At 58.4% G+C, this 26,333-nt stretch carries 20 protein-coding genes and 1 pseudogene; 14 read left to right on the forward strand and 7 right to left on the reverse strand.

Annotated features, from left to right (window positions below):
* The first annotated feature begins 98 nt into the window (after positions 1–98).
* Positions 99–4,652: a dermonecrotic toxin domain-containing protein gene (locus JFU37_RS02950; protein WP_201112734.1), complete on the forward strand. Its 4,554-nt coding sequence runs from the start codon at positions 99–101 to the stop codon at positions 4,650–4,652.
* A gap of 22 nt (positions 4,653–4,674) precedes the next feature.
* Here JFU37_RS02950 and pdxR read toward each other — a convergent pair whose 3' ends face one another.
* Positions 4,675–6,201, reverse strand: coding sequence for a MocR-like pyridoxine biosynthesis transcription factor PdxR (gene pdxR, locus JFU37_RS02955; RefSeq protein WP_201112736.1), 1,527 nt, complete (start codon positions 6,199–6,201; stop codon positions 4,675–4,677).
* Positions 6,202–6,291: 90 nt separating this feature from the next.
* On the opposite strand from pdxR, the gene JFU37_RS02960 reads away from it, so the two are divergent.
* The 4 genes from JFU37_RS02960 (at position 6,292) to JFU37_RS02975 (ending at position 10,717) form a co-directional block, all read left to right on the forward strand.
* Complete coding sequence (locus JFU37_RS02960) at positions 6,292–6,915, forward strand: FMN-binding negative transcriptional regulator (RefSeq protein WP_201112738.1); 624 nt, start codon at positions 6,292–6,294, stop codon at positions 6,913–6,915.
* A 9-nt stretch (positions 6,916–6,924) separates the two neighbouring features.
* A complete protein-coding gene (locus tag JFU37_RS02965) occupies positions 6,925–7,371 on the forward strand; it encodes a GNAT family N-acetyltransferase (RefSeq protein WP_201112740.1) in 447 nt (148 codons plus the stop codon).
* A gap of 17 nt (positions 7,372–7,388) precedes the next feature.
* Positions 7,389–8,060 carry a GNAT family N-acetyltransferase gene (locus JFU37_RS02970; RefSeq protein ID WP_201112742.1) on the forward strand — a complete coding sequence of 224 codons (672 nt, stop codon included), beginning with the start codon at positions 7,389–7,391 and terminating at the stop codon, positions 8,058–8,060.
* Between the two features lie 362 nt (positions 8,061–8,422).
* A complete protein-coding gene (locus JFU37_RS02975) occupies positions 8,423–10,717 on the forward strand; it encodes an autotransporter family protein (RefSeq protein WP_201112744.1) in 2,295 nt (764 codons plus the stop codon).
* A gap of 228 nt (positions 10,718–10,945) precedes the next feature.
* On the opposite strand, the gene oadA is transcribed toward JFU37_RS02975, so the two are convergent.
* Both oadA and JFU37_RS02985 read right to left on the reverse strand, forming a co-directional pair.
* Complete coding sequence (gene oadA, locus JFU37_RS02980) at positions 10,946–12,754, reverse strand: sodium-extruding oxaloacetate decarboxylase subunit alpha (protein WP_201112746.1); 1,809 nt, start codon at positions 12,752–12,754, stop codon at positions 10,946–10,948.
* Positions 12,755–12,765: 11 nt separating this feature from the next.
* Positions 12,766–14,181, reverse strand: coding sequence for an acetyl-CoA carboxylase biotin carboxylase subunit (locus tag JFU37_RS02985; protein ID WP_008156643.1), 1,416 nt, complete (start codon positions 14,179–14,181; stop codon positions 12,766–12,768).
* A 190-nt stretch (positions 14,182–14,371) separates the two neighbouring features.
* Between JFU37_RS02985 and JFU37_RS02990 the strand changes: the two genes are divergently transcribed.
* Positions 14,372–15,334, forward strand: a complete 963-nt coding sequence (locus tag JFU37_RS02990; RefSeq protein WP_201112748.1) for a LysR family transcriptional regulator — start codon at positions 14,372–14,374, stop codon at positions 15,332–15,334.
* On the opposite strand, the gene JFU37_RS02995 is transcribed toward JFU37_RS02990, so the two are convergent.
* From JFU37_RS02995 to uraH, 3 genes are all read right to left on the reverse strand, one after another.
* On the reverse strand, positions 15,276–15,488 hold the full coding sequence (locus JFU37_RS02995) for a PA3496 family putative envelope integrity protein (RefSeq protein ID WP_201112750.1): 213 nt from the start codon (positions 15,486–15,488) through the stop codon (positions 15,276–15,278). The genes JFU37_RS02990 and JFU37_RS02995 overlap by 59 nt on opposite strands.
* A gap of 157 nt (positions 15,489–15,645) precedes the next feature.
* Entirely contained in the window at positions 15,646–16,512 is an 867-nt protein-coding gene (gene hexR / locus JFU37_RS03000) for a transcriptional regulator HexR (protein ID WP_008027445.1), read from the reverse strand.
* Between the two features lie 252 nt (positions 16,513–16,764).
* Entirely contained in the window at positions 16,765–17,118 is a 354-nt protein-coding gene (gene uraH, locus JFU37_RS03005) for a hydroxyisourate hydrolase (RefSeq protein ID WP_201112759.1), read from the reverse strand.
* A gap of 429 nt (positions 17,119–17,547) precedes the next feature.
* Between uraH and puuE the strand changes: the two genes are divergently transcribed.
* The 8 genes and pseudogenes from puuE to JFU37_RS03040 all read left to right on the forward strand — a co-directional run bounded on the left by puuE (position 17,548) and on the right by JFU37_RS03040 (position 25,063).
* Positions 17,548–18,474 carry an allantoinase PuuE gene (puuE, locus tag JFU37_RS03010; RefSeq protein WP_201112761.1) on the forward strand — a complete coding sequence of 309 codons (927 nt, stop codon included), beginning with the start codon at positions 17,548–17,550 and terminating at the stop codon, positions 18,472–18,474.
* On the forward strand, positions 18,471–18,986 hold the full coding sequence (gene uraD, locus JFU37_RS03015; protein ID WP_201112763.1) for a 2-oxo-4-hydroxy-4-carboxy-5-ureidoimidazoline decarboxylase: 516 nt from the start codon (positions 18,471–18,473) through the stop codon (positions 18,984–18,986). Before puuE ends, uraD begins: the two co-directional genes overlap by 4 nt.
* Before the next feature lie 97 nt (positions 18,987–19,083).
* Positions 19,084–20,079: an allantoicase gene (gene alc / locus JFU37_RS03020; protein WP_201112765.1), complete on the forward strand. Its 996-nt coding sequence runs from the start codon at positions 19,084–19,086 to the stop codon at positions 20,077–20,079.
* Between the two features lie 147 nt (positions 20,080–20,226).
* Positions 20,227–20,730 (forward strand): ureidoglycolate lyase, encoded by a 504-nt coding sequence (locus JFU37_RS03025; RefSeq protein ID WP_007898831.1) that lies wholly within the window; start codon positions 20,227–20,229, stop codon positions 20,728–20,730.
* 50 nt (positions 20,731–20,780) lie between these two features.
* Positions 20,781–22,082: a urate hydroxylase PuuD gene (locus tag JFU37_RS03030; protein WP_201112767.1), complete on the forward strand. Its 1,302-nt coding sequence runs from the start codon at positions 20,781–20,783 to the stop codon at positions 22,080–22,082.
* A 165-nt stretch (positions 22,083–22,247) separates the two neighbouring features.
* The gene (locus JFU37_RS03035; RefSeq protein WP_201112769.1) at positions 22,248–23,606 is read left to right on the forward strand and encodes a nucleobase:cation symporter-2 family protein; all 1,359 of its coding nucleotides are present in this window, start codon (positions 22,248–22,250) and stop codon (positions 23,604–23,606) included.
* A 160-nt stretch (positions 23,607–23,766) separates the two neighbouring features.
* Positions 23,767–23,868 (forward strand): annotated as a pseudogene (locus JFU37_RS31015) (outer membrane protein OmpK); the annotation flags it as partial.
* Between the two features lie 409 nt (positions 23,869–24,277).
* On the forward strand, positions 24,278–25,063 hold the full coding sequence (locus tag JFU37_RS03040; protein ID WP_201112771.1) for an outer membrane protein OmpK: 786 nt from the start codon (positions 24,278–24,280) through the stop codon (positions 25,061–25,063).
* Between the two features lie 87 nt (positions 25,064–25,150).
* On the opposite strand, the gene JFU37_RS03045 is transcribed toward JFU37_RS03040, so the two are convergent.
* Positions 25,151–26,305, reverse strand: a complete 1,155-nt coding sequence (locus JFU37_RS03045) for a patatin-like phospholipase family protein (protein WP_201112773.1) — start codon at positions 26,303–26,305, stop codon at positions 25,151–25,153.
* Positions 26,306–26,333 lie beyond the last annotated feature (28 nt).

Here is a 26,333-nt window from a genome sequence, read left to right on the forward strand (position 1 = left end):
ATAACTATCTACCACCGCTCGCCCTCAACGGCCCTTTACCTTGACTCGATACAACGCGGCCCAGCGGCCAGCTCCTCAGCAGCACAAAGGAAATGGTCATGCCCGATACCTCCTCTACCCGCTCCGAAGATGTATTGACCCAACTGGTCACTGGCCCCTCGCTCAGGGAGGTGGCGTCGAACGCACTGCGCACGGCGCTCGACGCCGCGTACCCAAGCCTTCATATCGATCCGACCCAGGCCATGGTCGTGACACCCACCTGGACCGTCACCGGGAGCCAGGTCACGCCCGGCATCCGCCGATCCGAGTCGCTGACCGACGTGTTGGTGCGGCTCACGCTGTCGGCGCAGACCGCGACCTACATTGATGGAGAACACTTCCTGACCCTGCAATCGGAGGTAGATCCGGCGATCCAGTTGCCCGTCAAGATCGATGCCATTTCCCGGTTGATCAATCAACTGATCCCTCTACTGTTTGTGTCTTATCAAGAGCAGCAACTGGATTACTGGAACCAGCAGGCAGAAGACCACACACCACGCTGGCATCAACTTTCGGGCTCACTGCGCAACCTCTGGGACATCGAGCAAGATTCAGGCTGGGACGAGGACCAAAAGGCAATGGCACAGGCCTTGTTCAACAGCCCGGATCAAACTGCCCGACACCGCGACGACGTCTACAAATCCAGAGCCTGCCTGATCGACATCGATAAGCCGGACCAGCATCTGTGGGTGCTCGACTTGGCGGTGCTGGTGGGTACGCTGGGCAAGCGCACCTTGGTGATCAGCCACTCGATCACAGAGGGCTTCAAGCATTACGACTCGCTGGAATCATTCGGTGAAACGCTGCCTACGCGCATGGCGTCAAAGTCGAGTCCGCGCATTTTGCAATGGCGTTTGTATGAACCCACTGGCAATTTTTTCGACCATCAAGCCTGTGCGCTGATCGCGCTCGAAATCGCTGCCATTGGCCAGCTTCAAGACACTATTACGACAGGTGGTCTCGCGCGTCGAGCCAGCACCGCCGCCAGAAACCGCAAGGAATTTGACGCAGAGCGCTTCAACCGGATCGAGCGCTTGCTGCCGGACTGGGTGCTCCGCGCTCAACCGGCGGACCTGACCCGCTACAGCCGACACTTGATGGACCTGGCCCTGCTTCGGGAGCAACACGCGGGTAAATCTTTTCTGGATGACATTCCATCGCTACCGGAATTTACGCTGCAAACATTGCAAGACCAGGTGTTAAAAGATCACCCGGAGGCGACGGACGCCAAGCTCGAAAATATTGAGCTCAGTATCACCAGTCCGGTGATCCTCGGTGCCATCGCTGTGCCGGGCAAAACCGAAACCGTCACGATGTCGCTGATCGATCTGGCCCTGCAGAATCTGATTGCCGTACCTTTGGGCAACAAGACCGTTCGCCGTACCGACGGCAGTACCGTTGAATCGTGGATGACCCCGAGCTATCTGGAAAAACTGGTCACCGAGGTCAACATCGGTGAAACCTATCCCACGCTGATCAAGCAAAAACTGCTCGGCGACACCAAAGAAACACAACGCCGGCAAGACCTGTTCGCCAGCCACCTGCGTATTCAGCTGCCGCTTCAGACGCTGCAGCACAAAATTCGTGGCGAGGCAGGCATCGACGATCAGGGGTACCGGTATGTGGTCGCGGCGATGCAGGAAAAGCCCGACGACCGTTTTGTGGACGGCCTGGAAATCATCATTCGTCCTCTCGCGTTTATTCCCGGGGGCCGCACAGACAACAAGGCCGACGAGGTGGCCAACATGTTCGTCATCAGCCCAAGTCTCGCCGACAAGGGGCCCTGCCTGCTCTTTCGCCCACTGCTTGATCCCCCGCTTTTGCAATATCCCCGCGAAACCAACCTGCTGTATGCGATCAAACATAACCAGACGCTTCGCCAGTCAGTGCTGGCCTGGTTGCCGGACGACATGCGCTTCAACTACTCACAGTACGTATTTCCCGGCCAGCTGCCTTCCGTCTGGACAATGTCGCAATGGTTGGTCGATCCAACGTCGGCACTCGGCATGATGGGGGCTGTCACGCTAGCGGCAGCGCCACTTGCGCAACCTTCACTGTCGACACTGTTCACCGCCAATGCCAACGCGATGATTACCCTGGCAGATCGGCAGTCGGTCTCCAACGCTCAAAGTCGTTGGGAGACCCTCAAGCACGGGGCCTGGATGCTATTCAACATTGCCCTGCCATTTCTGGGTAAAACGGCTGCCAGCGCAGCCTGGATATGGCAAATCATGAGCGACCTGGATGAAGCGAATGAAGCCAGTGAGAAAGGTGACAGTGACACGACGTGGACAGCATTGACCGACCTGTTCCTGTCTCTGGGCATGGTCCTGGCCCATTACGCGGCGACGCGTCACACAGCAAGCCGCGTCGTAGAAAAGGAGGCTTTTTTCACACCTGGGCAACAACCCACGCCAACGCCGACAATCACCGTGACCCGCTTACCCGATATCACCGCTCAACCGCTGCCAACGAATCACAGGACCCTCTTGTACACCCATGGCGCCCTTGCGCGAACGAGCCTGGGGACGTTGCTGGATGGGCTGGCCATTGCAAAACCTGACGGCCTGGCAAGCCCCTCGACCCAAGTCGGACCTCATCGTTTTTTGAGCCAGTTCAACAACAAATGGTATGCCCAGGTTGGCCAACGCTGGTTCGAAGTCATGGTTAACGACAATGAATTCGTGCAAATCATCGATAGCCGTCAGTCCCCAGCAAAGACCGGCCCCCTGCTGACCCATACCGCAACGGGAGAATGGATCGTCGATACACGCCTGAGGTTGCGCGGCGGAGGCCGCAGCCGAAAAGAGTTGGCGCAGGAAAATACGAGGCGCATAGACGAACTGCGAACGCAACTGGAGACCTTCGATACGAACAAAGAGGTGCTGAAGACAGCGCTCGAAACCGCAGAGAAAGAGGCGGTCCCCTCCGCACCGGGCGCTGATGATCCCAATGGTCGCCTATTGATCGAAACGCTGGAGAAACAGGTGGCCGTTTATAGCGTCTACATCGAACAGCTCAAAGCATTCAACGAGCGGGGTTCGATTACCAACTTCCGCGCCGTCCTGGTCAGTTGCCTGGACCAACAGCTCTTGCTGACGGAGAAGTGGTTCAACCGGCAAAATCCTGTGTTTGGCACCTACATGCGTCGCTCACTAGCCCTACTGGATGGAGAGCCGAATAAACTCACCCAAACACCACGCCAGACTCATCAACAGACCAGCGATCTGACCCAAGGGTTTATCGAAAGAATCGAGTTTGCCCAGGCCCGGATCGACGAGTTGAAACGCCTGGGCAGGGAGGCCGCCGAATCTGCCAGGGAATACACGGTAACGCTGCCGACTTTTGACCTGCAGGACCTGAAGCTGTTTCAGATCAGCCTCGCGCAGGAGCTCTGCCTGAGTGACTCTGGAACAGTCGCCACCGAGGCTGCCCGACAGGCGCTAGTAACCCTTGTCGAAGATGTGGGTCTGATCATCCAGTCATCACTGGACCTCGCCAAGGATGATTGCCTCCTGGCGCTACCCGAACGGATTGAAGGGTTCAGCGATCTGGTAGAGCAATTCGCAACCATCGACCAACGTATTCTCGACTTGCCCGACGAGTACCCCGGGGAGCTGGTGCAACCATCACTGGACCTGACGCGTCAGCGTATCGAAGCGTTCAATCAGCGCGCAGTGAATCAGCTGACGGGATTGCTGGAGGAACGCAAGATCCTCGAACCGGTTCCGGGGCCATCGCGACCAGCAATTGCCCCGCATCGCCTCATCAAAACGCGATTCAAGGGCGCGGTTGTCGGCAAGTCCCGAACGCGGGCGAACACCACCGACACCGATCTGGTCGACGTGACCTCCCCACTCACCGGGAAGATGATCGCTACGTTCCATGAGAAAACACCCGGTGTCTGGGTTGAACATGTGCCTGTCAAAACGGCTGTACCCGCTGTCAGTCCTCCAACACTGGCGGTCAGCCTGCAAAACGGTGAAACGTTACTGGCACAGTTGGAGCCATTCATCCGACGTACCGAGGCGCACTCAAAAGCCGATCGACGTATTCCGTTGGAAATCGAGGAGATGTTTCACCAGCAGGCCCGCCGAATGGAAGCGGCGGCGGAGGCTATCGAGCAAAACCTGACCGATAACAATGCCACCGAAGGCGGTCCGGGGTCGGCTGCCACCGTCACCAAAAAACTAAACGATGGGGCAACCGCGCTTTACAAAAAGGGCACTGATATTCGTATCAGCATGACCAAACGACAGCTGCCCACCGCGGGCCGGGTTGAGTGGCTGCACTCCAAGGGGCTGGTGACAATCCACCGGATGGGTAAACCACTACCGGAGCATCAGCGTTTGAAGGGACCGCGCAAGGACTATATGGATGAGTACGAGATTCGCGATCACGAAACTCGCAGAGTACTTTGGTATGCGCACTTTCATTACCCGGCGTCTGACAGCCCGAGAGCAGCCTTCTCTGCAGCGCACTTGAAGACCGTCGAACAACGCAGCTCAGGGGGAGCCTACGAAAAGCACGCCCGCTTGAACGCACTTCAGTCCATTGCCATTTATCGTGCTGAAATCAACCCCCGCCTGGCCAGTTCGTTGTTCTTTACGTAAAACCCAGGAGCCAAGGCGCCGCTTATGCACGCCAGATCTTTTCCAAACGCCCGAGTGCAGCACTGATCGCCGCCTCGGGCACCGCCGCAAAACCCAGGACCAGCCCTGCACGCTGGTCCACCGGTGTTTGCGAGTCCGCCAGCCAGTAAGTGCTTAAGGCGTTGATTTCGACATCGACGCTGGCCGCTTTTTCCACCAGCTCACGCTCGCGGGCCTGTGACTCGACTGCCACCGTCAGATGCAGCCCGGCCGCGACACTCGGCAGGCTACCAATACCGGGAATGTTCTGCGGCCAACCGGCTAACAACGTATTACGTCGGCTCAGTGCCGCACGGCGCATGCGGCGAATGTGGCGCTGGAAATGCCCGGCGGCCATGAACTCGGCCATTACCGCTTGAGTGCTCACCTCGGAATGCCGGACATCCACCGCCCGACGCTGAGAGAACGCCGCGACCAGCGCCGGCGGCAAAACCAGATACCCCAAACGCAGCGCCGGGAACGCGACTTTGCCAAAGGTCCCGACGTACAAAACCCGTCCCTGTCGATCCAGCGCGGCCAAGGGTGCCAGCGGCGCGCCGCTGTAACGGTATTCGCCATCGTAGTCGTCTTCGACGATCCAGCCTTGGGCGCGCTCGGCCCAGGCCAGCAATTCCAGGCGACGCGCCAGACTCATGACCACCCCCGTCGGGTACTGATGCGACGGTGTGACGTACGCCAGACGACAATCGCCCAACGCCGTCAACTCGGCACAGTCAATGCCCTCACTGTCCACCGCCACCCCCTGCAATCGCGCTCCTGCCACCGCAAACGCGTGACCGGCCGCCCGATACCCGGGATTTTCGATACCTACCACATCACCCGGTTCCACCAGCAACTGCGCACACAGGCTAATCCCCTGTTGCGCGCCACTGGTGATAACAATTTGCTCCGCCGTGCACTGCATGCCGCGAGAACTGCGCAAATACGCCGCGATCATTGCACGCAAGCGCGCATCCCCTTCCGGCGGGCCATAACACAGCTGCTGTAAATCGGGTTTGCGCCAGAACGCCGCGTTCAGCTTGGCCCACACCTCGAACGGGAAAAGATCGAATGCCGGAACGCCCACTCGAAAAGCCCGGGGCGGGCCACTCGGGGGCGTCGCCAAATGGTTCTTTTCAACCCGCTCCAAGGCACCGCTATAAACAACGGTGCTGGAGAGGACCACCGGTAACTCCGCCCCGGGCGTGGATGAGGCCGTGGCTACCCTTTTAGCGATTTTTTTCACCGGCAATGACGCCTGAGGTAATTGCGCCACATACGTCCCGTCGCCTACCCGCCCCTCGATAAACCCTTCGGCGTAGAGCTGATCGTAAGCTCGGACCACGCTGTTGCGTGAAATCGCCAACGCCGCTGCCAGATCCCGACTGGCCGGTAAACGCGTGCCACTGGCCAGCCGCCCGTCGAGCACGCGCACGCGCAAGGCCTGGTAGAGCTGACGACTCAGCCCCTGGCGACGGTCGAGCTCGATACCCGCCGGGTTGAATGATAAGGACAGAGGTTCGCTGGACATGGCATTGGACCTATGAAATTGGTCGGTAATGGCTCTTACAACAGACCAATAGCCTGCCTACGATGCAGGCATTCGCCAAGGAAAATTTCCATGTACACACCAAGCGCTTTTGCCATCGACGATTTGAATGAGCTGCACCAGCAGATACTCGGCACTCGCCTTGCGGTGTTGGTCACTCACGGGGAACAAGGCCTGCAAGCCAGTCATCTGCCCCTGCTGTTCAGCCCCGACCAAGGCCCGAATGGCACCCTCTACGGCCACTTCGCCCGGGCCAATCCACAGTGGAAGGAATTGCAAAATGGCGCTGAAGCGTTGGTGATATTTGCCGGCGCCGATGCATATGTCAGCCCGGGGTTTTACCCAAGCAAAGCCGAGCACGGCAAAGTCGTACCGACCTGGAACTACGTCGCCGTCCACGCCTACGGCACGGCAGAGGTGTTCACCGAGGCCGATCGCCTGCGCAATCTGGTCAGCGCGTTAACCGATCGTCATGAAGCCGGTCGTGTCCAACCGTGGAAAGTCGCCGATGCCCCCGCCGACTATATCGACGGCATGCTCAAAGCCATCGTCGGTTTTGCCTTGCCTGTCCAACGCCTGGAAGGCAAACGCAAGCTCAGCCAGAACCGCAGCACCGCAGACATCGCCGGTGTGCGCGAGGGGCTCGCCGCCAGCCCCGACGTGCACGACCAGGCCCTCGCCCACTTGATGCGTTAAGGAACGAACATGAGTCAGATCGACATCCGCCAGGTCACCGCCGACGATCACGCCGCATGGCTGCCGCTATGGCAAGCCTACCTGCGCTTCTACAACACCGAACTGCCCGAGGCAGTCACTCAAAGCACCTGGCAGCGCATGCTCGATCCGAACGAACTGACTCATTCGGCATTGGCGTGGGTCGATGGCAACGCGGTGGGCATGGTGAATTTCATCTACCATCGTTCGAACTGGAGCATCGAAAACTCCTGCTACCTGCAAGACTTGCTGGTAACGCCCGAAACCCGTGGCACCGGCGTTGGCCGGCAGCTGATCGAATTCGTTTACGCCACAGCCAAAGCCGACGGTTGCTGCAAGGTCCACTGGCTGACCCACGAAACCAACGCCACCGCGATCCAGCTCTACGAGCGCATTGCCGAACGTCCCGGTTTCATCCAGTTTCGCAAAGCCATTTAAGGTTCAAGGAGAACAGCATGTCGAATTCACTCGCGGACTGGAAAGGCGTCCCGGCGCCGACGGTTCAAACCATCGAAGGACGTTTCATCCGCCTGGAAAAACTCGACCCGGCGCGCCACGCCGACGGCTTGTGGAGCGCCCTGCAAGGCCCGGGGTCCGATCCAAAACTCTGGGACTATCTGCCTTACGGTCCCTTCCCGGAACGCAGCGCGTTCAACGATTGGCTGAACAATAATGCCGCCGCCAGTGATCCGTATTTCTTCAGCGTGATCGATCGTGCCAGCGGTGACGTGCAAGGCATCCTCAGTTTGATGTCGATCGTCCCGGCACAAGGCCGCATCGAAATCGGCCACGTGACGTTTGGCGCACCGATGCAGCGCTCGCCGAAAAGTACCGAGGCGATTTACCTGCTGGCGAAGGAGTCGTTTGCCCTGGGTTACCGGCGTCTCGAGTGGAAGTGCAACAACGGCAACGCCCGCTCCAAGTACGCGGCTGAACGCCTGGGGTTCAGTTTTGAAGGGGTGTTCCGCCAGCACATGGTGGTGAAAGGACAGAACCGCGACACGGCTTGGTATTCGATTCTGGATTCGGAATGGTCGGCGATTGGCGCGGGGTTTGAGCGGTGGTTGAGCGATGAGAACCAGACGGATTCGGGGCAGGTGAAAACGCTGGCTGAGTGCCGCGATTAACGACCCCGACAGTAAAAGATCGCAGCCTTCGGCAGCTCCTACAGGGGAATGCGCTCCCGTGTAGGAGCTGCCGAAGGCTGCGATCTTTTGATCTTTTGCACTGGAGATCAGCTGCAACAGAATGAATCTAAGGTTGATCGGACAATGACAGATGAATTTCTGAAATTGCGATAGCCGCCGTGTCTCGATTTCCTGTCAGAAAAAGCATCAGCCAGGATGGTTAAAAATAGTCATCCTAAAACGGTCGGCAATTTTCCACATAACGATCTGACACCCCTCTCAAGCTCGTCAGAAGCAGCTGACATCGGCACTCATAGCCTCCCTTTTAAAGTTTGGCCTCCTGTCAACAGAGGCCGAACTCGATGCCCGTTCAGCATAAATACCGACCACATCACCTGGCGTTAGCCATTGCGCTAACAGTGGGTAGCGTTGATTTTTCACTTGCCCAGCAGATCTCTGTCGAAGCGCCTTCGGCCGGAACGCCAGAGCAGCTCCTGGCTGTCCTTGACGCCTTCATCAACGATCCTGCCACCCTAAAGACCCCGATCAACAAAGCAGCGGACGGCATTAATCGAACATTCAGCGACTACGATGATCTGGTTACTGTCTCCGGCCGCGGAAGCCTTACTGGATTGGTTGACGGTGGCGGGGGCACCAATTTCCTGCAACTTGATACGGCCAGTGGTGGCACGTTAGGCGCGAGCCGCCGTTTTGAAGGCCTGGAGCTCAAACGAAGCACTTGGACTTTGAATGATTCCGGTGACTTCAACACCGGCGTCTTGGTGCGCTCCAAAGCAACGCTAATAAATGACGGAACCATTACAGGAGGAGCATTGGTTCAAGGTGCACTGGTCAACAACAACGTCATAGGCGGCGATGTGACCGTGCAATCAGGTGGCATCCTGACCAACCCAGGAAACATCAACGGCAACGTTTTTATCAACGAAAAAGGAGCATTTTCCGGCAAGGGCCGAGTCGCCAATCTGAATGTAAACGGGAGGTTCTCCGTCGACAAATTGCAAGGTGCCCCGCAGGTATCAGGTGACTTGAGAATGTCCAAAACTGCCGAACTGACCTACGAGGTCGATGCCGGCAGCAAAAGTGAAACGATATTGGTCAACGGAACCGCCAGCCTCGGCGGTGCCACCCTGAATATCCTCGCCGTACCGGGTGACTATCCGCTATTCAGCCAACACACCATCATTGCTGCCAATAAAATCGAAGGCGAATTTGGCAAGGTCATCAACAACCTCGCCTTTTTGACACCCAAACCCGAATACGAAGTAAAGACGGTCGATCTGATCTTCGTCCGTAACGACGTAACGCTCGAGAGTGTCGCAGTCAGTGATAACGGACGGGAAGTCGGCCAAAGCATTATTGAGGAGCCGAAGGACATACCGCACGAACGGGTCCCAGCTGACATTGCGCCTGCAATCGCTGAAGCCGTAAATCCACCTGCAAGCACCGACACTTCGGCTCCCGCCTTCACACCGACCGCCGAAACGTCTTCAACAGTTGCGACTCTACCCGCCACCGATACGCCCGTTACCGCCTCAACTCCACCCACAGCTACCAATCCCGTCGCCACCGTACAAAAGCCATCCAGCCCCACAAACGCTGCGGTCGCTGCCCTGCTCGGTAGCGACAAAATTACCGCGTCCCGTGCAATCGAACAGCTGGCCGGCAGCAACAACGCCAACCTTGCGAAGGCGACTCTGATCAGCGACAGGCCAATAAGCGCGACCATGCTCTCAGCCATGCGCCAGCTCGACAGCGCCAGCGGTTTCAACAACCCCGGTAATAGACGCAACGCACCACGCCTTGCCGCCGGCAGTGAAAACAACGGCAGAGTCTGGCTTCAAGCGCTGGGTCACGGCGGGACATTGGACCGCGATTACGACGCCCTGAAACACACGACCCAAGGTCTGGTGCTGGGTGCAGATTGGGGCATCGATGAGGAATGGCGTCTGGGTGTGATGGGCGGCAAGTCCGAGACTCGTCTGGATAGCCGTGGACTCGACGGTGATCTCGACAGCTGGCACTTGGGCGCCTACGTGCTGCGTCAGAATGGCCACATGTCGCTGCGCCTCGGTGCGACCTTCAGCAGTCACGACGGCAGTACCAAACGCCGGGTTGCCTTCAATGGTTTCAGCGACCGCCCCGAAGGTCATTACGATGCCAACACGCAGCAAGCATTCGCGGAAACGGGTTACAACCTCGGCCGCGCCAACGTCAGCATCGAGCCGTTTGCCAGCCTTGGTTACCAACGCTATCAGCGCGACGGCTACACGGAAAAAGGTGGCGCAGCCGCACTGAAAGTCCAAGGCCAAACCCAGACCAATCTCAACACCACATTCGGCCTGCGACTGGCGAAGCTCACCACTCTGGATAACGGCATGCAGTTGACGCCACGATTCAGTGCCGGCTGGAAACACACATTCGGCGAAGTCTTTACCGAAACCCGTCAACGTCTGGTCACTGGCGGCCGCAACTACACTGTTTCCGGTGCGCCGCTGGATCGCGACAGTCTGATGCTCGATGCAGGGCTGGATCTTGGGCTGTCGGCAAAACACACCGTGGGTGTCGGCCTCACTGGCGAAGCCGGTAGTGACGGTCGTAGTTACGGCGTGATGGGGCAGTGGCGGTTGGTGTTCTGATGATCCCAAACCGACCTTACTGACACGATGCAAAACCTGTGGGAGCGAGCCTGCTCGCGAATGCGGAGTGCCATCCAGCGTTCATATCGATTGACACACCGCATCGCGAGCAGGCTCGCTCCCACATTGATCCAGATTTATTCGGAAAACGATCACCAAACACTACAAAAAAAAAAAGGGGAGCACATGCCCCCCCGAGGTTTAAAGCGGTGTATCGAGGCTGTTCACTCAGCCTTCGATCTCGATCAGGATTTCGCCCGGGTTTACCCGGTCGCCCTTGGCCACGTGAATGGCGGTGACTTTGCCGGCGATGGCCGATTGAACTTCGGTTTCCATTTTCATCGCTTCGGTGATCAGCACGGCTTGGCCGGCCTTGACGGTGTCGCCTTCCTTGACCAGTACGTCGACGATGTTGCCCGGCATGGTGGTGCTGACGTGGCCCGGTGCAGTGGCTTGCTTGCGCTTGCTGCCGCCGCCGCTGACGAATTCGTTGAGTGGTTCGAACACCACTTCTTCCGGCATGCCGTCGATGGACAGGTAGAAGTGACGCTTGCCTTCGGCCTTGACGCCGACACCGGTGATGTCGACGCGGTAGGTTTCGCCGTGGACGTCGATGACGAACTCGGTCGGTACGCCTTCGCCACCGGCCGAGGTCACGCCGCCCGCTTCCGGAATCGGCAACAGCACTTCAGGCGTCAGGGTGCCGGCAGCGCGTTCCTCGAGGAACTTGCGGCCGATGTCCGGGAACATGGCGTAGGTCAGCACGTCTTCTTCGGACTTGGCCAGGTTGCCGATATCGGCACGCAACTTGGTCATTTCCGGCTTGAGCAAATCGGCTGGACGGACGTCGATCACTTCTTCGCTGCCGATGGCCTGACGACGCAACTGTTCGTTCACAGCGCCCGGTGCCTTGCCGTAGCCACCTTGCAGGTAGAGCTTCACTTCGTTGGTGATGGTCTTGTAGCGCTCGCCGGCCAGCACGTTGAAGAACGCCTGGGTACCGACGATCTGTGAGGTCGGCGTCACCAGCGGGGGGAAACCGAGGTCTTCACGAACGCGCGGGATTTCGGCCAGCACTTCGCTCATGCGGTTCAGCGCGCCCTGCTCTTTCAACTGGTTGGCCAGGTTGGAAATCATCCCGCCCGGTACCTGGTTGACTTGCACACGGGTGTCGACGGCGGTGAATTCGCTTTCGAACTGGTGATACTTTTTGCGCACGGCGTAGAAGTACAGGCCGATCTCTTGCAACAGTTCCAGGTTCAGGCCGGTGTCGAATTCGCTGCCTTTAAGGGCTGCAACCATCGACTCGGTGCCCGGGTGGCTGGTGCCCCAGGCGAAGCTGGAGATCGCAGTGTCGATATGGTCGGCACCGTTTTCGATGGCCTTGAGTTGGCACATGGCAGCCAGGCCAGCGGTGTCGTGCGAGTGAATGAACACTGGCAGCGACTGTTCGGATTTCAACGCCTTGACCAGTTCGCCGGTGGCGTACGGGGTCAGCAGGCCGGCCATGTCCTTGATCGCCACAGAATCGCAACCCATGGCTTCCATTTGCTTGGCTTGCGCCACGAAGGCCTCGATGGTGTGCACCGGGCTGGTGGTGTAAGCGATGGTGCCTTGAGCGTGTTTGCCCGCTGCTTTTACCGCCTCGATGGCCACCCGCAGGTTACGCACGTCGTTCATCGCATCGAAGATACGGAACACGTCGATGCCGTTGACCGCGGCCTTGGCGACGAAAGCTCTGACCACGTCGTCGCTGTAGTGGCGATAACCCAGCAGGTTCTGGCCACGCAGGAGCATTTGCAGGCGTGTGTTAGGCAGCGCCGCGCGCAGTTGGCGCAGACGCTCCCACGGGTCTTCTTTGAGGAAACGAACGCAGGCGTCGAATGTTGCGCCGCCCCAGACTTCCAGCGACCAGTAGCCGACTTTGTCGAGCTTGTCGCAGATCGGCAGCATGTCTTCGGTGCGCATGCGCGTGGCGAGCAGCGATTGGTGGGCGTCGCGCAGGATGGTGTCGGTTACATGAATCTTCTTGGACATTGTTTGATTCCTCACAGGCCTGCGTGGGCGGCGATGGCGGCAGCGATGGCCAGGGCCAGCTCTTCGGGTTTGCGCTTGATCGAGTAGTTGGTCAGTTCAGGGTGGCTTTCTACGAAGCTGGTGTTGAACTGGCCGCTACGGAATTCCGGGTTGCGCAGGATTTCCTGGTAGTACGCGGCGGTGGTCTTGACCCCTTGCAGACGCATGTCGTCGAGGGCACGCAAGCCACGGTCCATCGCCTCTTCCCAGGTCAACGCCCACACCACCAGTTTCAAGCACATCGAGTCGTAGAACGGCGGAATGGTGTAACCGGTATAGATCGCCGTGTCGGTACGCACACCGGGGCCGCCGGGCGCGTAGTAACGGGTGATCTTGCCGAAACTCGGCAGGAAATTGTTTTTCGGGTCTTCGGCGTTGATCCGGAATTGCAGCGCGAAACCGCGGTGCTGGATGTCTTCCTGCTTCACCGAGAGCGGCAGGCCCGAGGCAATGCGGATCTGCTCACGGACAATGTCGATGCCGGTAATTTCTTCGGTGATAGTGTGTTCCACCTGCACCCGGGTGTTCATCTCCATGAAGTACACCTCGCCCTCGGCGAGCAGGAACTCCACGGTGCCAGCATTCTCGTAACCCACGGCCTTGGCTGCACGCACCGACAGGTCGCCAATGTAGGCGCGCTGTTCCGGGGTCAGTTGCGGGCTCGGGGCGATTTCGATGAGCTTCTGGTTGCGGCGCTGGATTGAGCAGTCACGCTCGAACAGGTGCACCACGTTGCCAAAGCTGTCGCCAAGAATCTGCGCTTCGATATGCTTCGGATTGACGATGCATTTTTCCAGGAACACTTCCGCGGAACCGAAAGCCTTGGTGGCTTCGGAAATAACCCGAGGGAATGCTTGTTCAAGTTCTTCTCGGCTATCGCAGCGACGGATACCGCGGCCGCCACCACCGGAGGTGGCCTTGAGCATGACCGGATAACCGATGCGGTCGCCTTCAATCAAGGCTTCAGCGATGTCCGCGACGTTGCCTTCAGTGCCCGGCGTGACCGGTACGCCCGCCTTGATCATGCTACGGCGCGCTTCGGTCTTGTCGCCCATGCGGCGAATCACTTCAGCCGATGGACCGATGAACTTGATGCCGCGCTCTGCGCAGATATCCGCCAGTTCAGCGTTTTCCGAAAGGAAGCCGTAGCCGGGATGCAATGCATCGCAACCGGTTTCCACTGCCAGATTCACCAGCTTGCGCGCATTCAAGTAACCGGCCAGAGGCTCGGCACCGATGCTGTGGGCCTCATCCGCACGCTTCACATGCAGGGCATGACGGTCGGCGTCGGAATAGATCGCGACCGAGCGAATGCCCATCTCGGCGCAGGCTCGTACGATTCGTACGGCAATCTCACCACGGTTGGCGATCAGGATCTTTTTTATCACTTGGAGGTTCCCTTGAGCCGGTGGTACCCACGACCTGCTAGACCAGGTCGACGCGTGACCAAATGTTTCAATTCGGTCGCAACACCACACTAGCGCCCACAAGGGATTAACAAAAATGAATAATTATTGGGTTAGGCATAAGTAAAGACTTATAGTTGATTCATCAGCCTGCGGACAGAGTCTCTATAAAATGCGTAAGTCCTTGATGCGTATGACGTTGCGCCAATTGCAAATCTTTAACGAAGTCTGTGATTTACGGTCCTACAGCCGTGCGGCTGATGAAATGTCGCTCACACAACCTGCCGTGAGCCTACAGATTCGTCAACTTGAGGAGCTGATCGGTCAACCGTTATTCGACTACGTGGGCAAAAAGCTCTATATGACCGAGGCCGCCGAAGCCCTACAGCGGGCGAGCCGGGACATTTTCGGCCGCCTGGAAAACCTCGACATGCAACTCTCGGACATGCAGGGATCGCTGCAGGGCCAGCTGAAACTGGCGGTGGAATCCAGTGCCAAGTATTTCGTGCCGCACCTGTTTGCTGCGTTCAAGCGCCAGCATCCGGAAGTGAATCTGCATCTGACGGTAGTGAATCGCGGCCAAGTCATTCGGCGTCTGTCGGACAACCGCGATGACCTGGTAATCATGTCGATGGTGCCGCAGGACATGGGGTTGGAGTTTCTGCCCTTTCTCAATAATCCGATCGTTGCCGTGGCGCCACCCGACCATCCGCTGAGCCACATGGGGCCTTTGAGCTTGCAGGATCTCGAGCCTTACACGCTGCTGGTGCGCGAGCCCGGCTCTGGCACGCGACTGGCGTGCGAGGAGTATTTCAAAGAGAAACGCGTGCACTTCACGCAGACCCAGGAAGTCGCTTCGGCAGAAGCCCAGCGTGAATGCGTATTGGCGGGTCTGGGCCTGGCGCTGTTGACACGCCACGCCCTGAACCTTGAACTGGCGACCGGCGCCCTGATCGAGCTACCGGTCGAAGAATTGCCGCTGTATCGCAGCTGGTGTCTGGTGCAGGCCAAGGCTAAACGCCTGTCACCGGTGGCTCACGCATTCCTTGCGTTTATCCGCAGCGAACGCGTACAGATCAGCGTGCTGGTTGAGCGTTTCGACGGGAAGTTACCGGTGCTGCCTGCCAATAATTGAGTTCCAGTCCGTCAGGAAAATCGCCAATTTCGGCCAGAAGCTGGCGGCGTTCGCAGCGATCTTCAATGGCGCGGCGAAATTCCATGCGGCGCTGATCTTCCTGCTGACGACGGGTTTTGATAGCACTGTTGCGTTCTTCGTAGGGCTGGGCCATTTCTAGTCTCCCAAGGCGAGTGCGGGAGTTTCAAGATAGGCGCTGGGGATGACGGTTTGGCGGCTCGGACGTTACAGACTGATGAAGATTCAAAAGCAAAAATCGCAGGCTGCGCCAGCTCCTGTAGGAGCTGCCGAAGGCTGCGATCTTTTGATCTTTAATCGTCGAGCGCTTTCACCGACTTGGGCGACAACCGCAAGCTGCGCAGGCTGCGCTTGACGCTCTTGAGGTGATTGACCAGGCTCGGCCCGCGCGCCATGGCCACGCCCATAGCCAATACGTCGATTACCACCAGGTGAGCGATACGCGAGGTCAACGGCGTATAGATTTCGGTGTCTTCGTGCACATCGATCGCCAGATTGACGGTCGACAGCTCTGCCAGCGGTGTCTGGCTCGGGCACAACGTGATCAGCGATGCACCGCTCTCACGCACCAGGTTGGCCGTGATCAACAGGTCTTTGGAGCGCCCGGACTGGGAAATACAGATGGCCACGTCGGTCGGCTTCAGGGTTACCGCCGACATCGCCTGCATGTGCGGGTCGGAATACGCCGCCGCGGTCAGCAGCAAGCGGAAGAACTTGTGCTGGGCATCTGCCGCCACCGCACCCGATGCACCAAAGCCATAGAACTCGACGCGCTGGGCCTGGGACATGAGTGACACCGCTCGCTGCAGCTCCACCGGATCGAGCTTCTCGCGAACCTCCATCAGGGTGTGCAAGGTGGTGTCGAAAATTTTCAGGCTGTAGTCAGCGACCGAATCGTCTTCATGGATCGCAAACTGCCCGAAGCTCGCGCCAGCCGCCAGGCTTTGCGCCAGCTTCAGCTTTAAATCCTGAAACCCGGAACACCCGATGGCCCGGCAAAAACGCACGATGGTCGGCTCGCTGATGCCCACGCTGTGGGCCAGGTCGGCCATGGAACTGTGCATCACGGCTGCTGGGTCAAGCAATACATGGTCGGCAACCTTGAGTTCCGACTTGCGTAACAGGTGGCGCGACTGGGCGATGTGTTGCAGCAGATTCAAGGGGCTGGACTCTTTGTTATTGGCAAGCGCCGGGGATGTAGCACGCTTGTAGTTATACTACACGAATTGGCTTTTTGCCTGCTCATTACGTAACTGAATTGTCTTGTTGTCCCCTATTTTGGCGGGGCGAGTCCTATGTAGCAGCGGATTCAGCCTGTGGCCGTGAGGATTTTTTTGCAAAAAAAAGCCCGCAGCATGAGCGGGCGAAAGACCAAAGAAGCTTTATGCGCAGGATTTTTTGGGGGGAAAGTCCTAGCTTCCTCTGTAGGTCGAATAGCTATACGGCGAAATCAGTAATGGCACGTGGTAGTGATCCTGTTCGGCAGAGATACCAAAACGCAGCACCACCACATCCAGGAACGCAGGTTCCGGCAGCTGAACGCCACGGGCGCGGTAGTAATCGCCCGCATGAAACTGAACCTGATAAACCCCGGAGCGGTAGTCATCACCTTGCAGCAGCGGTGCATCGACACGGCCATCGCTGTTGGTTATCGCGCTGGCGACCAATTCCAGCTGCAAGCCTTCAACGCGGTACAACTCGACCTTGATCGAGCTGCCCGGGCAACCGTGTGCAGCGTCCAAAACATGAGTAGTCAAACGTCCCATTGATTCTGCGCGCCTGCCTGCATAAAGCAGTCAGACCTCGCGCCTCCCGAAGTCAGTTGAAAGGAGGCCGCACCGTTTCGAAGCACGAAACGCTACGGCGAGCGATTGATTAAGACATTTCTTTAAAAAATTGTACACAATAAAAACGACATTTTTACCGCAAACGCCGCCATTCGTAATTTAACCGCGAATCTGTAGCCCAATCATACGATCAGCGGCCCTCCTATCCATTAGCTGACCACACAGGCAGATTTCTTGCACGCCTCACTCCTGAAGCGGTAAAGATGACAGTTCATCAAAAATGCAAAAATTCAGGCTTACAAAGTGAATATAAAGTTGTATACAATCATCCCATCGCTGTGACGCCAGCCTGTCATCTCATCGCCAGGCCGCCACACAACCTGTCAACGAATAAGAAGGAAGACTGCAGTGAGCGCTGACTACCCACGCGACCTGATCGGTTACGGCAGTAACCCTCCTCACCCACACTGGCCGGGCAATGCCCGTATCGCCTTGTCCTTCGTACTCAATTACGAAGAAGGCGGCGAGCGCAACATCCTGCACGGCGATAAAGAGTCCGAAGCCTTCCTTTCGGAAATGGTCTCGGCACAGCCGCTGCAAGGCGCGCGCAACATGAGCATGGAATCGCTTTACGAGTATGGCAGCCGTGTCGGCGTCTGGCGGATTCTGAAACTGTTCAAGGAATTCGACATTCCGCTGACCGTCTTCGCCGTGGCCATGGCCGCCCAGCGCCACCCGGATGTGATCCGCGCGATGGTCGATGCCGGCCACGAGATTTGCAGCCACGGTTACCGTTGGATCGATTACCAGTACATGGACGAAGCGCAGGAGCGCGAGCACATGCTCGAAGCGATCCGCGTGCTCACTGAAATCACCGGCGAACGACCGCTGGGCTGGTACACCGGCCGCACCGGCCCGAACACCCGTCGACTGGTGATGGAGGAAGGCGGTTTCCTCTACGACTGCGACACCTACGACGACGACCTGCCCTACTGGGAACCGAACAACCCGACCGGCAAGCCGCATCTAGTGATCCCGTACACCCTGGACACCAACGACATGCGCTTCACCCAGGTCCAGGGTTTCAATAAGGGCGACGACTTCTTTGAATACCTCAAAGACGCATTTGACGTGCTCTATGCCGAAGGCGCTGAAGCACCGAAGATGTTGTCCATCGGCCTGCACTGCCGTTTGATCGGCCGTCCGGCGCGTCTGGCCTCGCTCAAGCGCTTTATCGAATACGCTAAAAGTCATGAACAGGTGTGGTTCAGCCGTCGCGTCGACATCGCTCGCCACTGGCACGAAACCCACTCGTACCCAGGGGCTGCGAAATGAGCCACTTCCAGACATTGAAGCCATCGACCCTCGGCCGCGAGCCGTTTGTCGCTACCTTCGCCGATATTTACGAACACTCGCCATGGGTGGCCGAAAAGGCCTTCGAGCTGGGCCAGGACGCGTCGATCGACCAGATCGAAACCCTGCACCAGCGCATGAGCGACATCCTGTTGAGCGCCGATCACGCCAGTCAGCTGGCCCTGATCAACGCTCACCCGGACCTGGCCGGCAAAGCCGCCGTCCAGGGCCAGCTGACCGAAGCCAGCACTAATGAACAGGCTGGCGCCGGTATTCACCAATGCACGGCCGAAGAGTTCCAGCGCTTCACCGAGCTGAACGACGCCTACAAAGCCAAGTTCAAGTTTCCCTTCATCATGGCGGTAAAAGGCAGCAACCGGCATCAGATCCTCGCGGCGTTCGAAATGCGCATTCACAACTCGGTCGACACCGAATTCAAATGCGCGCTGGCGGAGATCAACAAGATCGCCCTGTTCCGATTACTGACCCTATAGCGAGCTGCCCTTGTAAAAAGTACCCGGGTGTTAAAAACGCGACAGCACCCAGGGCAGCAAGCATCCCAAGCCAACTAATTAAAGGCAGACTAGAAGAATGAAAGCTTACGCCGTACCTTTCGAGAAGTTCGTCAACCTGGCCGACGCCCGCCTGGGCACCAAAATCATTTCGGTCACCGATGACTGGTTCGCAGACGCCAATCGTCTGTTCCAACCGACCCCGGCCGTATGGAAGGAGGGCGTGTTCGATGACAACGGCAAGTGGATGGACGGCTGGGAGTCGCGCCGCAAGCGCTTCGAAGGCTACGACAGCGCCGTGATCCGCCTGGGCGTACCGGGTTCGATCAAAGGCGTGGACATCGACACTTCATTCTTCACCGGCAACTTCCCGCCGTCGGCCTCCCTGGAAGCCTGCTTCCTGGCTTCCGGTGAGCCGGACGAAAACACCCAGTGGACTGAAGTGCTGTCAGCCGTCGAGCTGCAAGGCAACAGCCACCATTTCCACGAAATCAACAACGACCAGGCCTTTAGCCACCTGCGCTTCAACATCTACCCGGATGGTGGCGTGGCCCGTCTGCGCGTGTACGGCATTCCGTTCCGCGACTGGTCGGCTGTTGGCGACAACGAGCAAGTCGACCTGGCCGCAGCCCTGAATGGTGGCCGCGCCCTCGCCTGCTCCGACGAACACTTCGGTCGCATGAGCAACATCCTCAACCCGGGCCGTGGCATCAACATGGGCGACGGTTGGGAAACTGCTCGTCGTCGTACACCAGGCAATGACTGGGTCATCGTCGCGCTGGGTCATGCCGGCGAGATCGAGAAAGTCATCGTCGATACCCTGCACTTCAAGGGCAACTACCCGGACACTTGCTCGATCCAGGGCGCGTTCGTGAAGGGCGGTACCGACAGCCAGATCGAAACCCAATCGTTGTTCTGGCGCGAACTGCTGCCAGCGCAGAAACTGGAAATGCACGCCGAGCACACCTTCGCCGAGCAGATCAAGGCACTGGGCCCGATCACCCACATCCGCCTGAACGTGTTCCCGGATGGTGGTGTGAGCCGCCTGCGTGTATTGGGCAAGGTAGCGAAGTAATGCTGAGCCTGTAGGAGCGAGCTCGCTCGCGAAGGTCGTCAACGCTAACGCGTACTTTCAGGATAAACGCGTTGTCCCGGACACCATCGCGAGCAAGCTCGCTCCTACAAAGAACAACCAACACAGAACTCGGATAAGAAGACCAGCATGCGCACACTGACGATTGAACCGCTGACCAAAGAAGCCTTCGCCCCTTTCGGTGACGTTATCGAAACCGACGGCAGCGATCATTTCATGATCAACAACGGTTCGACCATGCGCTTCCACAAACTGGCGACGGTTGAAACCGCCACGCCAGAGGACAAGGCGATCATCAGCATCTTCCGCGCCGACGCGCAGGACATGCCGCTGACGGTCTGCATGCTGGAGCGTCACCCGCTGGGCAGCCAGGCTTTCATTCCGCTGCTCGGCAACCCCTTTCTGATCGTGGTCGCGCCACTTGGCGATGAACCTGTATCAGGCTTGGTCCGCGCCTTCGTCACCAACGGCAGGCAGGGCATTAATTACCATCGCGGCGTTTGGCACCATCCGGTGCTGACGATCGAAAAGCGGGATGACTTCCTGGTGGTTGATCGCAGTGGCACAGGCAATAACTGCGATGAGCATTTTTTCAAAGAGGATGAGCGTTTGATCCTCGCCCCCCACCAATAAGAGAAGGTCCGATCACTCGACAACAGAGTGACGGGCGAGAGGTAAAGACTGTGGAAGCACATCTGTTGGAATGGCTGAACCTGAGCGTGCGCTGGGTTCACATGATTACTGGCGTGGCCTGGATCGGTGCGTCGTTCTATTTCGTCTGGCTGGAAAACAACCTCAATCGGGTCAACCCGAAAAGTGGTCTGGCGGGCGATTTGTGGGCGATCCATGGCGGCGGTATCTACCACCTGGAAAAGTACAAACTGGCCCCACCGACCATGCCGGACAACCTGCACTGGTTCAAATGGGAAGCCTATTTCACCTGGATGTCAGGGATCGCGCTGCTGTGCGTGGTGTTTTACTCCAATCCGACGCTATACCTGCTGGCACCTGGCAGCAGCCTGACAGGCCCTGAAGGCGTCATGTTGGGCATCGGTTCGCTGTTCGTCGGCTGGTTCGTCTACTCCTTCCTCTGCGACTCGGCCCTGGGCAAACGCCCTGCCCTGCTAGGCGGAATCCTGTTCGTGCTGATCATCGGCGCGGCTTATGGCTTCAGCAAAGTGTTCAGCGGTCGGGGTGCGTACCTGCACGTCGGCGCGATCATCGGCACGATCATGGTCGGCAACGTGTTCCGCATCATCATGCCGGCCCAGCGTGCTCTGGTAGCGGCGATTGCCGAGAACCGCACGCCGGACCCAGCGCTGCCCGCCAAAGGCTTGCTGCGTTCGCGTCACAACAACTACTTCACCTTGCCGGTGCTGTTCATCATGATCAGCAACCACTTCCCGAGCACTTATGGCAGCCAGTACAACTGGCTGATCCTGGCCGGGATCGCGGTGTTGGCGGTGTTGGTACGTCACTACTTCAACACCCGTCACGACAGCCACAAGTTTGCCTGGACCCTGCCCGTGGCAGCCGTCGGCATGATCAGCCTGGCTTACGTGACTGGGCCGGCGCCGATGAACAGCGCGCCTGAAGTGGCCAAGGCGCCTGCCGCCATCGAGTACCAGCCGCTGCCGGAAACGGCCCTCGGTGGTGGTGCCAAGCCTGAAGTGGCTAAACCCGCGGCCCCTGCTGTCGCACCGACCCAAGCGTCGAATCAGGGCCCGGCGTTCGACAAGGTGCACAGCGTGATTCAGGAACGCTGCGCGGTGTGCCATTCGGCCAAACCGACCAGCCCGCTATTCAGTGCTGCACCGGCCGGCGTGATGTTTGACACCCCCGAGCAGATCCGCCAGAACGCCCCGCGCATTCAGGCTCAGGCTGTCACCAGCCAGATCATGCCACTGGGCAACATCACCCAGATGACCCAGCAGGAACGTGACCTGATCGGCGCGTGGATTGTTCAGGGTGCCCAGACCAACTAAGCAGTAAAGCATCGCGAGCAAGCTCGCTCCCACAGGGATTTACTCAATCCTGTGGGAGCTGGCTTGCCTGCGATTGGCCGCAACGCGGCCCACCTGATGCAAAAACAGCTGCCAGCAGCACTGCAGCTGTTCAATCACAAGAATAAAAAAGATCCGAGGTGTTGCATGTCCGAGCTATCCGAAGCGCGCATCCCCGACGCACCCGCCATTCAGCGTTTACCTCTTTTGCAATTGATCCTGGTCGGTCTGCAACATGTTTTGCTGATGTACGGCGGCGCCATCGCGGTGCCGCTGATCATCGGACAGGCCGCAGGCTTGAGTCGTGAAGAAATCGCCTTCTTGATCAACGCCGACCTGCTGGTGGCGGGGATCGCTACGGTCGTGCAATCGCTGGGCATCGGCCCGATGGGCATCCGCATGCCGGTGATGATGGGCGCCAGTTTCGCCGCCGTCGGCAGCATGGTCGCCATGGCCGGCATGCCGGGCATCGGTCTGCAAGGGATCTTCGGCGCCACCATCGCCGCTGGTTTTTTCGGCATGATCATCGCGCCGTTCATGTCCAAAGTCGTGCGCTTCTTCCCTCCGCTGGTCACCGGCACGGTCATCACCTCGATCGGTTTGTCGCTGTTCCCGGTGGCCGTTAACTGGGCGGGTGGCGGCGCGGGTGCTGCTCAATTCGGCTCCCCGATTTACCTGGCCATCGCCGCGTTGGTGCTGGCCACCATTCTGTTGGTCCATCGCTTCATGCGCGGTTTCTGGGTCAACATTTCCGTGTTGATCGGCATGTGCCTCGGCTATGTGATCTGTGGCTTGATTGGCATGGTCGACCTCAGTGGCATGGCTCAGGCGCCTTGGGTACAAATCGTCACCCCGCTGCATTTCGGCCTGCCGAAGTTTGAACTCGCACCGATTCTTTCGATGTGCCTGGTGGTGGTGATCATCTTCGTCGAGTCCACCGGGATGTTCCTCGCGCTGGGCAAAATCACCGGTCAGGAAGTCTGCCCGCGGATGCTGCGTCGCGGCTTGCTGTGTGATGCCGGCGCTTCGTTCTTCGCCGGTTTTTTCAACACCTTCACCCACTCCTCTTTCGCGCAGAACATCGGCCTAGTGCAGATGACCGGCGTGCGTTGCCGCTCGGTGACCATCGTCGCCGGCGGTTTGCTGGTGGTGCTGAGCCTGCTGCCGAAAGCGGCGTTCCTGGTCGCCTCGATACCGCCCGCCGTACTGGGCGGCGCGGCGATTGCGATGTTCGGCATGGTTGCAGCCACCGGCATCAAGATTCTTCAGGAAGCCGACATCGGTGACCGTCGCAACCAGTTGCTGGTGGCGGTGAGCATCGGCATGGGGCTGATTCCGGTGGTACGTCCGGAGTTTTTCGCATACTTGCCACTGTGGATGAGTCCGATCACTCACAGCGGAATTGCGATGGCGACGTTGAGTGCGTTGTCGCTGAACCTGCTGTTTAACATCCTCGGCGGCGCCGAACGCGCGGCCATTAACGACTGCCACGCCCACCCTCATTAACTGGTCCTTTGCAGGAGCGAGCTTGCTCGCGATGGACGCTAACGATAACGAGTGTTTCCTGGATAAACACGGCGCTCCATAGACCATCGCGAGCAAGCTCGCTCCTACAAAGGTCAGCGGCTGCCTGCACCTCAAACAATAAAACAACGGGGAGCAACAGATGATTCGGACACAGCCAAACATGCTTTTGGGCGGGGGTCTTTTGGCCGCCAGCCAGGCCATGGCCGGCGATTTATTGCTGTGGCAGACCAACAACCTGAGCACTGCCAGCCTGCCGGTGAAGGTGCACTTTTAAGATGGCCCGCAACCGTGCCACAAACCTGTCGTCGGTGCGCTGTTGCGGCGCACTTGAGACCTGGCCAAGTAGTCAGTATTCTCCGCGGCCGCCTGAATCCGCTTTAAAAAAAAGTCCGGATTTATTTTCTGACCAGTTAGCCAACTTATCCCGGCACTGGACAGTATCAAGGCATTCCACCCCCCCTCTCAATCGACTGTTTTTGAGCAGCCGAGCGGGAGTTTGTTTGCTTTTTGAAAGCCTTGGCTCAGCGTTTGCCAACCGCACCGACGCTGACCGAATGGATGATTTATTACCGCTACAGAAAAAGGCGCCACACCAGAGCGCCGACCTTAGAAAAATAACGTGGAACCACTTACTTTTTGGGAGCAACCGAATGAAACGTACGTGCACCAGCCTGATGCTCGCGGGATCGTTACTGGCCGGGGGCCAGGCGATGGCCGGCGACTTGCTGCAATGGCAGAACAACAGCCTGACCTACCTCTATGGCAAGGACTTTCAGGTCAATCCGACCATTCAGCAGACCGTCACCTTCGAACACGCCGACGCCTGGAAATATGGGGATAACTACCTGTTTGTCGACAAGATCTTCTACAACGGCAAGGCTGACAGCAGCGTCGGTTCGAACACCTACTATGGCGAGATCAGCCCGCGTTTGTCGTTCGGCAAGATCTTCGACCAGAAACTCGAGTTTGGCCCGGTCAAGGACGTGTTGCTGGCCATGACTTACGAGTTCGGTGAAGGCGATACCGAGTCCTACCTGATCGGTCCTGGTTTCGACCTGGCGATCCCGGGCTTCGACTACTTCCAGCTGAACTTCTACCAGCGTCACAGCGAAGGCGCCCGTCCGGGTGACAACATTTGGCAGATCACTCCGGTCTGGTCCTACACCATTCCTGTGGGCGATTCGAGCATCCTGATCGATGGCTTCATGGACTGGGTGGTCGACAATGACAAGAATTCCAAAGGCACTTACCACGCCAACCTGCACTTCAATCCTCAGATCAAATACGACTTGGGCAAAGCGCTGAACATCGGCGAGAAACAGCTGTATGTCGGTGTGGAGTACGACTACTGGAAAAACAAGTACGGCATCGAAGACAGCGAGTCCTTCAAGACCGATCAGAGCGCCACGAGCTTGCTGGTGAAGTTCCACTTCTGATTTAAAGTCAAAAGATCGCAGGCTTCGCCAGCTCCTACATTGGAATGCATATCCCTGTAGGAGCTGCCGAAGGCTGCGATCTTTGCTTCATGACAACCCCAGAAACCGACACAGTTCATCCTTCTTGGCCAACGCATCCCGCCGCCCAAGATCAATCAATTCGCCGCAATACCCCGCCTCGAACAGCAGATAACTCAGCACCCCCGCCCCGCTCGTCTTGGTCGCCCCCGGCCCGCGCAGAAACAGGCGCAGTGCCGCTGGCAATTCCTGCCGATGTCGCGCCGCAATCTCATCGATCGGCTGACTCGGTGAAATCACCAGCACGTCCACCGGCGCCACACCCAGCGCACGGGTCGGCGTGCCGTCGGGAAGAAGATGACTGAACTGATTCAGACGCTGCAGCAGTTCGATATCACTTTCCAGGCTGTCAATGAACGTACTGTTGAGCATGTGCGCGCCGATCTGCGCCAAGGTTGGCTGTTGACCGGTGTAGGCGCGTTGCAGCGGTTGTTGCGGGTCGACCCCGCGAGGGTTGCCGCTGACACCGACCACCAGCACTCGGCTGGCGCCCAGGTGCAGGGCCGGGCTGATGGGTGCCGACTGGCGCACCGCGCCGTCGCCGAAATATTCTTCGCCGATTTTTACCGGCGCGAATAACAGTGGAATGGCAGAACTGGCGAGCAAATGTTCGACGGACAATTGGGACGGGATGCCAATGCGCCGATGGCGCAACCAGGCATCAATGGTGCCACCGCCCTGATAAAACGTGACGGCCTGACCGGACTCGTAGCCGAATGCCGTGACCGCCACCGCCTGCAACTGCTTTTGCGCGATGGCGTCGGCGATGCCGGACATGTGCAGCTTGTTATTAAGCAACTCACGCAGCGGCGAGCTGTTGAGCAAGGCCACCGGAACCTGCGCGCCGATGCCGAGCAAGCTATGCCCGACAAAGCGGCTGGCCTGATGGATCACCCCCGGCCAGTCACTGCGCAACACCAGATGACTACGAAAGCCCTGCCAAAAGGCTGTCAGGCGCTCGATAGCGCTACGGAAGTCCATCGCCCCACTGGCGAGGCTGACGGCGTTGATCGCACCGGCAGACGTGCCGACGATCACCGGAAACGGATTGCTTGCACCGACCGGCAACAGCTCGGCAATCGCCGCCAGCACACCCACCTGATAGGCCGCCCGAGCCCCGCCACCGGAAAGAATCAACCCTGTAACCGGTTCAGCAGGACTCATCGCAACACTCCATGGTGCTTAAGGGGAT

This window comes from Pseudomonas sp. TH41, assembly GCF_016650695.1.
Classification (GTDB): Bacteria; Pseudomonadota; Gammaproteobacteria; order Pseudomonadales; family Pseudomonadaceae; genus Aquipseudomonas.

Coding starts and splice junctions, on each gene's coding strand:
- JFU37_RS02950 (WP_201112734.1), top strand. CDS start 99: ATGCCCGATACCTCCTCTACCCGCTCCGAAGATGTATTGACCCAACTG.
- uraH (WP_201112759.1), bottom strand. CDS start 17,118: ATGGGACGTTTGACTACTCATGTTTTGGACGCTGCACACGGTTGCCCG.
- oadA (WP_201112746.1), bottom strand. CDS start 12,754: ATGTCCAAGAAGATTCATGTAACCGACACCATCCTGCGCGACGCCCAC.
- JFU37_RS03025 (WP_007898831.1), top strand. CDS start 20,227: ATGCGCACACTGACGATTGAACCGCTGACCAAAGAAGCCTTCGCCCCT.
- JFU37_RS02970 (WP_201112742.1), top strand. CDS start 7,389: ATGTCGAATTCACTCGCGGACTGGAAAGGCGTCCCGGCGCCGACGGTT.
- pdxR (WP_201112736.1), bottom strand. CDS start 6,201: ATGTCCAGCGAACCTCTGTCCTTATCATTCAACCCGGCGGGTATCGAG.
- JFU37_RS02975 (WP_201112744.1), top strand. CDS start 8,423: ATGCCCGTTCAGCATAAATACCGACCACATCACCTGGCGTTAGCCATT.
- JFU37_RS02960 (WP_201112738.1), top strand. CDS start 6,292: ATGTACACACCAAGCGCTTTTGCCATCGACGATTTGAATGAGCTGCAC.
- JFU37_RS03045 (WP_201112773.1), bottom strand. CDS start 26,305: ATGAGTCCTGCTGAACCGGTTACAGGGTTGATTCTTTCCGGTGGCGGG.
- JFU37_RS02965 (WP_201112740.1), top strand. CDS start 6,925: ATGAGTCAGATCGACATCCGCCAGGTCACCGCCGACGATCACGCCGCA.
- JFU37_RS02995 (WP_201112750.1), bottom strand. CDS start 15,488: ATGGCCCAGCCCTACGAAGAACGCAACAGTGCTATCAAAACCCGTCGT.
- uraD (WP_201112763.1), top strand. CDS start 18,471: ATGAGCCACTTCCAGACATTGAAGCCATCGACCCTCGGCCGCGAGCCG.
- JFU37_RS03035 (WP_201112769.1), top strand. CDS start 22,248: ATGTCCGAGCTATCCGAAGCGCGCATCCCCGACGCACCCGCCATTCAG.
- alc (WP_201112765.1), top strand. CDS start 19,084: ATGAAAGCTTACGCCGTACCTTTCGAGAAGTTCGTCAACCTGGCCGAC.
- JFU37_RS02990 (WP_201112748.1), top strand. CDS start 14,372: ATGCGTAAGTCCTTGATGCGTATGACGTTGCGCCAATTGCAAATCTTT.
- JFU37_RS03040 (WP_201112771.1), top strand. CDS start 24,278: ATGAAACGTACGTGCACCAGCCTGATGCTCGCGGGATCGTTACTGGCC.